Source organism: Bradyrhizobium sp. Ses1 (assembly GCF_059512365.1).
On record NZ_JCAMOQ010000125.1, the window covers coordinates 1 to 5254 of the forward strand.

General features: G+C 60.4%; 6 protein-coding genes. 3 read left to right on the top strand and 3 right to left on the bottom strand.

The genetic code is table 11. The features are described from left to right. Positions 1-458: 458 nt before the first annotated feature. Entirely contained in the window at positions 459-1265 is an 807-nt protein-coding gene (locus AC5ZG5_RS45565; RefSeq protein WP_456647152.1) for a lytic murein transglycosylase, read from the bottom strand. 273 nt (positions 1266-1538) lie between these two features. On the opposite strand from AC5ZG5_RS45565, the gene AC5ZG5_RS45570 reads away from it, so the two are divergent. Beyond that, positions 1539-1910, top strand: a complete 372-nt coding sequence (locus AC5ZG5_RS45570; RefSeq protein ID WP_456647153.1) for a hypothetical protein — start codon at positions 1539-1541, stop codon at positions 1908-1910. A gap of 119 nt (positions 1911-2029) precedes the next feature. Here AC5ZG5_RS45570 and AC5ZG5_RS45575 read toward each other — a convergent pair whose 3' ends face one another. Then, positions 2030-2329: a hypothetical protein gene (locus AC5ZG5_RS45575; protein WP_456647154.1), complete on the bottom strand. Its 300-nt coding sequence runs from the start codon at positions 2327-2329 to the stop codon at positions 2030-2032. 889 nt (positions 2330-3218) lie between these two features. Here AC5ZG5_RS45575 and AC5ZG5_RS45580 point away from each other — a divergent pair. Continuing rightward, positions 3219-3455, top strand: coding sequence for a hypothetical protein (locus AC5ZG5_RS45580; RefSeq protein WP_456647157.1), 237 nt, complete (start codon positions 3219-3221; stop codon positions 3453-3455). Between the two features lie 91 nt (positions 3456-3546). Here AC5ZG5_RS45580 and AC5ZG5_RS45585 read toward each other — a convergent pair whose 3' ends face one another. After that, the gene (locus AC5ZG5_RS45585; protein ID WP_456647155.1) at positions 3547-3927 is read right to left on the bottom strand and encodes a thiol-disulfide oxidoreductase DCC family protein; all 381 of its coding nucleotides are present in this window, start codon (positions 3925-3927) and stop codon (positions 3547-3549) included. 262 nt (positions 3928-4189) lie between these two features. On the opposite strand from AC5ZG5_RS45585, the gene AC5ZG5_RS45590 reads away from it, so the two are divergent. Next, on the top strand, positions 4190-5236 hold the full coding sequence (locus AC5ZG5_RS45590; protein ID WP_456647156.1) for a DEAD/DEAH box helicase family protein: 1047 nt from the start codon (positions 4190-4192) through the stop codon (positions 5234-5236). The last annotated feature ends 18 nt before the right edge of the window (positions 5237-5254 follow it).

The window sequence follows — 5254 nt, forward strand, 5'->3', positions numbered from 1 at the left end:
TGCGCTCGTCGTTCACAGCACCCGCGTCCACCGCATCTCACCGCAACGTTCGTGACGATCGCGACCCGCCCCTCATCTGCGGTGAGACGCGCGGAGTTAAATCACTGATTTGCCCGACGACGGAAGCGGAATGTTTTTCGTTGCTGGGCTGGACAGACTTTTGCTGATTTGCCCGTCGGGTTGATTTGTCGCACCAAAACTCGCCGCATCGTCATTGCGAGCGCAGCGAAGCAATCCACAGCGCCGCAAGCCGAGGGATGGATTGCTTCGCTCCGTTCGCAATGACCGAGTTGTCATTCCGGGGCGCCGCAAAGCGGCGAGCCCGGAATCCATTTCACCGCTTGCGCGAGTGGACCAATGGATTCCGGGCTCGCGCCAAGAGGCGCGCCCCGGAATGACGACGGTAGTTGCTGCGAGAAAACATGGTGAGTTACGCTTCGCTAGCCCACCCTGCGGCGTCATCGGCCCATCAGCCGATCGGCGAAATAGGCGATGGTTTTGCGGTACACGACAGCCCTGTTCCATTCGCGCATCGCTTCGAAATTGGCGCTGCCTTCCTCGTAGGACGCGCCCATCTTGAAGCCGTTGGTGTGCAGGAGGTTCGCGGTGGAGGCGAGCACGTCGGGCACGCTATGGCGCAGATCGACGTGGCCGTTGCCGTCGAAATCGACGCCGTATTTGATGTAGGACGACGGCAGGAATTGCGTCTGGCCGATCTCACCGGCATAGGCGCCGATCATGTCGTTCAGGCGGAGATCGCCGCGCTGCACGATCTGCAGCGCCGAAAGCAGTTCGCCCTGAAACAATTCGGTACGGCGGCAATCATGAGCGAGGGTGGCGAGCACGCGGAAGACCGGCAGCTTGCCCATGTCGCCCTTGCCGAAATCGGTCTCCAAGCCCCAGATCGCGACCAGGATCTGGCGCGGCACGCCGTACTTCTGTTCGATGCTCGATAGCAGCGCCGCATGACGCTGCAGCATTGCGCGTCCCGTGTTGATCCGCCCGGGCCCGACGCGAGTCGCGACATATTGCTCGAAGCTCTTGCGGAACGCGCCGCGCTGGCGCCGGTCGAAGGCAAGCACGCCCGCATCCTGCTGCACGCCGTCGAGCGCCTGCGAGATCACGCTTTGCGAGATGCCGGCCGCGGCCGCTTCCTGCGAAAAGCTGCCGATGAACGCGTGGAAGTCCCCGCCGCAGCGGGCAGCCCTGGCCGGGCCGGAAGCAAACAGCGCAAGCAACAGGACGGCCAGAGCAAGCCTCGGCATATCGGATTTCCTTCAGGAGAGAGAGCAGTGGGCGGGAGCGATGATCATGCCCGTGAAAGTCAGGCCCGTCAAAAGACCGGCTGCCACACCGCCGCCTCGCTTCCGGATCAACCTGCCCGGCCGACCCACGCCTAGGATTGCGAGAAGCGGATTTAGGAACGAAGCTGGGGCCGTGCCGGTTATGGGTGAGCACCGGGCTCCGGCTTTTCAATTCGCCGGTTTGTCGGCTGAGCCGCCGTCCCTGTCGCTTGGAAAATGCCATAGGATTTCATCATGGACGATTTGCAGGAAGAGACGCCCTCGCCGCGCCAATCCCTTGTTTTCGGAGCGCCGCTGTTTCGGCTGCTCGCGATCAACCTCGCCGCAGGTGTCTCGGTTGCGGTGCTGCTCGTCGGCGGCCTGCTGCTGCTCAATCCCGGCCACCTGCGTGACCTGATCCTGGCTGACGATACGCCCGGCGTTGCGCTCGGGCTGCTGTTGTTCGGCTTCATCGTCACGCTGGGCTCGAGCGCGATGGGCACGGCGATCATGGCGATGGGCCAGCAGCAGACCGACAGCGGCCCGCGGCGCGGCCGCGGCCAACTCGTGGCGCAGAGCGTCGCTGCGATGGCTCCAACGCAGGGCAAGGCGGCGTCCGGCTGCTAGAGCGCGTAGCCGGGGTGGAGCGCAGCGTAACGCGGGGACCGCCGACAAGTGTTGACGCAGCCGCCCGGGTTGCGCTTCGCTCCACCCGGGCTACGAGGCTCGCAGGATAAGCCTGCACCTCAATGCAGGTTGAAAAGATCCTTCACCAGTTGCCCGGAAATGATATCCGCGAAGGACAGCTTGATCCCCTGAGCGGCCGGCGGCGCCGGGCTGGCCGCGGGAGCCAGCGGCAATGGCGGCTGCACCGCCGCGACCTTCGGCGCCTGCCGTTTGACGACCTTCTTGGTCTTTTTCTCGATCTCAACCGCCGGCGGAGGCGGCGGCGCTGCGGCGAGCGCACGCATCGGAGGCGGTTCGCTTGGCGGCATCGATTCGGCCAGCGTAGGCGGCGGCACAATGGTGGGCAGGCTGGTGTCCATGACGACAAGCTCGGGCGGCCGCTCCACCGACGCGATCCGGATGGCCGGCCGCTCAACCGGCTCACCCGCCTCCACTGTTAAGGATTGTGGCGAGCACCAGTCAGCGATGTACAGCAACGCAAGAAGCGATGCGCCAACCCAGGCGATGTATCGTCCGACAGGCATAACCATCTCTCGTCACCATGCTGATGTGACGAGGAGCAAAGGCCGTAATCCCTGACAGTTGGTAACCGCGGCGGGATTTCGTGAGGAATCTTGGAACGTGGTTACCGCTGAAGCGCGATCCAGGACGACTGGAACCAATGGGTTCGTTGGGCGTCGAATCCTCCGCCTTCGGGCACCCATCCCAAGAGCCCAGCCGAAGGCTGGCGAAGGAGCGTCCATGCGCATTCTTCTTACGGTGCTGTGCATTGGCATCTGGGGTTCAATCGCCGCAGCCCAGCCTCAGAGTGACGAGAAAAAACCAGGCGACTCCCCCTGGAGTACAGGCCGCACGGTTTTGCCCGATAACAAGGGACAGCAACAGCCGCAGGGGCGGACCGGACCGCTTGACACTGAATCGGGTGGCGCGCCCGCTGAAAGCCCGCAAGGTGGCACTCCACCGCCGATGCAGCCTGCGCCTGGCGGCGCGTCGAAAACCATTGTGGATCCTAGTCCACCCCGTTCGAACGAGTGAATCAGGCGCGGTGCGAGGCTGCAACGCGCTGACGACTATGCCGCCGCACCGATCGCCCGCAGCCGGAATACTCATATTGGCATAAAAGCTCCAGCTCGCAGTTGCCTCGAAGGCGACGGCATGAAGGGAGCGCGTTTTTCGCGCAGGGCAGCCAATCACACCAACGCGCGTTATTTCTTTGACAGGCGCACCGTGATCGACGACAAGCCGCCCATGGCCAAGAAACCCGGCACCAATCCCAAAGGCGAGTTCGCCTTTTTCAATGTCGTTTACGAAGACGGCTCGCAGCGCTCCAACCGCCGCGTGCCCGCCGAGCTGCTTGGCGGCCTCGATGGCGACGAGCCGGCACGTGGCTTCATCATCGAGCAGGACCGCGAGATCGCCGAAAAAGCCGGCCGCCCGCCGCTGGCGATCAAGAAAATCGAGCGGGTTGGGGCGAAGAAGAAGTAAGCCGCCGCCCGTCGACCATCCCAATGACATTACGAAGCAAGGTAATGTGGTGGGGATGATCGCTATTCCATAGAAAAGCAATCGTGGGCGTTCACCAGCGCCCGTTCCGCTTGTTCCAGGCGAACAGCACATCCGCGAAGCGATCATAGGCAAACCGTGTCACCGGCAACATGACGCGATTGCCCAGCAGCGTCGCGAGCCAGCCTTCGCCCGGAGTGAGCCGCCAGATCGCAATCGCGACATCGGCGCCGACGATCAGATGGCCGGCTTCGTCGGTCGCATGCAGGCGGCGGCGCACATCATCGACGGACGCACTGTAAGACGCGAGCGCGTCGGGTTGTTCGTTGATGTCCTTGAAGGAGATGGTGCCGCCGCGAACGGCGGCGAGGAGCTTGTTGCGCTGCCAGTCGATACCGGCGTCGCAAACGGGGCAGCGCGTGTTGTACCAGACGGTTAGGCGATGGTCGGCCATGGCCCGTAAAATCATACCCGTTGATCTGGGAATGTCGCGATCGGGTTACCTTCGCTTCAGCGTTGCTGCGGAGCGACATTGAATGATCTGCCAATCTCCGCTCAGCGAAGCATGCACGTACATCCCTAGAGCTCCCACCTCAATATGGTCGGGCAGCGACGATTCAACTGTCCACCAAAGTAGCATCGCTTCACTATCGACCCACAATTCCAAGTTGCTATACGTGCATCCGGAGGAAACACACCGCTAAGCCGGAGGAACGATGATAGACTTTAGCAATCTGAAGAAGCCCGATACGCGAACAAACCCAACCGACCCCCGCGAAATATTCAAGAGGCGACCGTCTGGAGAAGGGGTGGCAAACGACTTATGGCGCGGTCAAGCCGAAGCTCTCGAGGGATGGTACAAAGACCAGAAGGATGAAACCCTCGTTCTTTTGAACACGGGGGCCGGAAAAACAATCATTGGCCTCTTGATAGCGCAAAGCTTAGTTGCCCAGGGGACAAGGAACGTAGTCTACGTATGCAGCACAATTGACCTTATCAAACAAACGGCCGCCGAAGCAGCGAAGCTCGGGATACCAGTGACCGTCCGAGCTGGAGGACAGTTCGACAACGACCTATTCAATCAAGGGAAGGCCTTTTGTATCACAACGTATCCTGGCCTATTTTTTGGATTTCGTGGAAACAAACCCGGCGCCCTCATTTTCGATGACGCTCACGTCGCGGGGAAATCGATTCGAGACGTTTTCACTCTTTCGATTTCAAAGAAGGATCATTCCGCATTGTACGGGGAGTTGATCGAATTCCTGAGACCTATATTCACGGACTACCATCAGAAGATGGAATTCGAAGCAGCCATACGCGAGGCTGACGAGTCAGGATCGGTATTGTTAGCTCCGCCTTGCGCCACTTTCGATATGGCCGGCACACTTTCAAAACTGATTGATCCTCACATCAAAGAAAAGGATAGATCTCTATTCTTTCCATGGCCTTATGTGAGGGACCATCTAAAGTATTGCGCGGTATTCGTCGGAGGCGGACAGATCGAAATTACTCCACCCTTCCTTCCAACTTTAACTCTCTCTGCATTCGGACGGGATGTTAAGCGGGTGTATCTCTCGGCCACAATCAATTCGCGCGCTGATTTTACGAGGGTGTTTGGTCACAAGCCCGACAAGGTAATCGCTCCAGATGTTGATGCTGGAGACGGGGAACGGCTGTTTCTATTCGCAAGTAAGTTTGAGAAGGGTGAAATGGACCCCGATTGTGGGACCACGTGCTTAGTTGGAAGGGGCTGCTCCGTTTGATAGACGGAGCGCATGATG